This is a genomic window from Sporomusa sp. (assembly GCF_035561255.1).
Classification (GTDB): domain Bacteria; phylum Bacillota; class Negativicutes; order Sporomusales; family Sporomusaceae; genus Sporomusa.
Map to the genome: position 1 here is coordinate 1 of NZ_DATMXX010000265.1, position 2,842 is coordinate 2,842.

The window sequence follows — 2,842 nt, forward strand, 5'->3', positions numbered from 1 at the left end:
ATACAACGTCGTACTATAAAAAAAACAGTTTTAAAATCGCTCTGGGGAGGGAAGGTTTCTTATGCCTCATAATTCAATTACGTCAATAATGCCGGGGTATGAAAAAACAGCAGCATTTCCCGCACCAAAGATTATTTTCGTTACCGATCACAAGGGGAATTTACTGCTTTTCAATACAGAGGCCGCTTTAACGGTCGGTGTGCCGAAGGAGCAGTTGCTGCACCTAAATCTCGGCGAACTTATACATAATGGCACACTTAATACCTCTTATACCTTGCGAGCTGCTAAAAACAAATGCATTGAACAAGGTCTGGTTAGAACAAAGTTTAAAACCGAAACACTTGCTGTAAGCAGACCTGTCTTTAACCCTAGCGGAGACATACTTTACTTAGTAACGACCTGTGTAGCAGCCTCACCGGAAAGAAAAAAACATCGTGATGGCTTAAATCAGAGAACCAGCCCAACTCCAAAACATAAAATCCAGGTTTTCGGAATAGATACGGAAGATATTGTTGCTGAAAGCAATACGATGAGGACTATATTAAATCTAGCTGCTAATATCGCCAGATTAGACAGCCCAACAATCCTATACGGAGAGTCAGGCACGGGCAAAGAGGTGCTGGCGCGGTATATTCACCGGCATAGCACTCGCTCCAACGGCGCCTTCATGGCAATAAACTGTGCTGCCTTATCAGAGTCGTTAGCCGAAGCAGAGCTTTTTGGCTATAGCAAAGGAGCTTTTACCGGAGCTAATACGCAAGGTAATATAGGCTTAGTAGAGGCTGCAGATGGCGGAACTTTGTTTCTTGATGAAATTGCTGAATTATCACTCCCCCTGCAGGCAAAATTGCTGCGAGTTCTGGAGACTGGCGAAATTCGCCGGTTAGGCAGTTGTGTCAACCTCACCAGTGATTTTAGACTTATTGCGGCAACAAACAAGGATCTAAAGCGAATGACCGAAGAGGGAACATTTCGCAAAGATCTTTTTTATCGGTTACATGTTGTTGATTTAGTAATTCCGCCGTTACGGGAAAGACCTGAAGACATCACAATGCTCGCCTTGCACTTTTTGAAAAAATTTAATACAAAATACAATCTTGACATAGCCCTGGACAACGATATGTTAGCTGCTTTCCAGCATTATGACTGGCCGGGAAATGTCAGAGAGTTGCGTAATGCAGTAGAAAAATACGTCGTTTTTGGCCTGCAAGACAATCCAACGCAGTTTTCAAGAACAATGTCAGGAGTTGCCCACCAACTTGCTCAACCAAATTATGTGAAGTCTTTCGAAGGCCAGGAATCATTAAAGCAAGTTATGCAGCAATTTGAAGAGCAATATATTCACAGTATCTTAAAAGCATGCAATTTTCGTACAGGCGAAGCAGCCAACCGGCTCGGCATTTGCCGGACGGTACTCTACCGGAAACTGAAAACATTTACAGGCATCGAAAAGTTTAAAAATCATTGATTGTTTTTAATAGCCTAACCTTTCCTTCCAGCATTCAAAAGGTATTTAGGCCAACGAAAACTACTTTAATGATATATCTCCCAAAAAACCCTGCGAGATTTAATCTCGCAGGGTTTACCATCTCTGCACCGTCTTTTCGATAAAACCACACTAAAAGGCCGTCGGGAGTAAACTGGCAGACTTTATTGTAATTCTACTCTTCCAATAAAATTTTCAGCATTTTATTGCGATTGTTAGTAAATTCTTTCATAATCAAATAATTTTCTGTTTGTTCATAAGCCAGCTGCTGCATACCGGACTGGGTAAGCTGTATGATCATGCTGTCCGGATAAGCCATAATAATCGGGGAATGTGTCGCAATGATTAGTTGCGATTTTTGTTGAACCAATTCATGAATACGAGAAATTAGTGCCATTTGCCGTACAGGTGATAAAGCCGCTTCCGGTTCATCCAGAATATACAGCCCATTCCCCCCCAACCTGTTTTGAAACACAGCAAAAAACGATTCCCCGTGCGACATCTGATGCAGGGATGTCCCGCCATATGATGTAATAATTCGATTGCCCGGCCCACCCTCAGCATCTAGTTTCTCAATCGTTGTAGCCAAATTATAAAAACTCTCTGCCCGGAGAAAAAAACCGTCTCGCGGGCGCTTTATTCCTTTGACCAGCCTTATGTATTCATTAAGTTCGGAGTGGGAGGCCTGTGTAGTAAAGGTAAAGTTAGCGGTTCCACCTTCGGCATTAAAACCCCAGGCAACTGCAACCGCCTCCAGCAAGGTAGACTTGCCGGTCCCGTTTTCTCCCACAATAAATGTTACCCGGGGATGAAATTCCAGCTCATACAAATTACAAAAGGCGGGTAAACAAAACGGATATGTGTCAAACCGCGTAACCTGATCCCGCAACAGTTGAACACTGCGAATATATTGCTGCGTTTTTTGCAACATACTGTCACCCACCCATAACCTGCACCCAAACACTGCGTCGGCGCGGTCCGTCAAATTCGCAAAAATAGATTCCCTGCCAGGTCCCCAACAACAACTTATTATCTACAACCGGCAAGGTAATCGAGCAGCCTACCATCGAACTCTTGATATGAGCAGGGGAATTGCCTTCCATGTGCCGGTACGGGAGATTGGGAACCATTCGATCAAACGCCATCAACATATCGGCAACTACATCCGGATCGGCATTCTCATTGATGGTTACCCCAGCTGTAGTATGGGGAACAAATACCTGACAAATGCCTTGTCTGATACAGCTATGCCGGATAAGCTCCCTCACTTTGGCAGTAATATCAATAAACCCTTCTTTAGGAGTGTCCAGACTGAACTGATCCATAGTTGCCACCTCTTAACCTATACTATACTAT

At 43.6% G+C, this 2,842-nt stretch carries 3 protein-coding genes; 1 reads left to right on the forward strand and 2 read right to left on the reverse strand.

Annotated elements, in window-relative coordinates:
• The first annotated feature begins 61 nt into the window (after nt 1–61).
• Entirely contained in the window at nt 62–1,468 is a 1,407-nt protein-coding gene (locus VN379_RS14820; RefSeq protein WP_325535173.1) for a sigma-54 interaction domain-containing protein, read from the forward strand.
• A gap of 193 nt (nt 1,469–1,661) precedes the next feature.
• Here VN379_RS14820 and VN379_RS14825 read toward each other — a convergent pair whose 3' ends face one another.
• Both VN379_RS14825 and VN379_RS14830 read right to left on the reverse strand, forming a co-directional pair.
• A complete protein-coding gene (locus tag VN379_RS14825) occupies nt 1,662–2,417 on the reverse strand; it encodes an AAA family ATPase (RefSeq protein ID WP_325535175.1) in 756 nt (251 codons plus the stop codon).
• A 4-nt stretch (nt 2,418–2,421) separates the two neighbouring features.
• Nucleotides 2,422–2,811 carry a secondary thiamine-phosphate synthase enzyme YjbQ gene (locus tag VN379_RS14830; protein ID WP_325535177.1) on the reverse strand — a complete coding sequence of 130 codons (390 nt, stop codon included), beginning with the start codon at nt 2,809–2,811 and terminating at the stop codon, nt 2,422–2,424.
• Nucleotides 2,812–2,842: the final 31 nt, after the last annotated feature.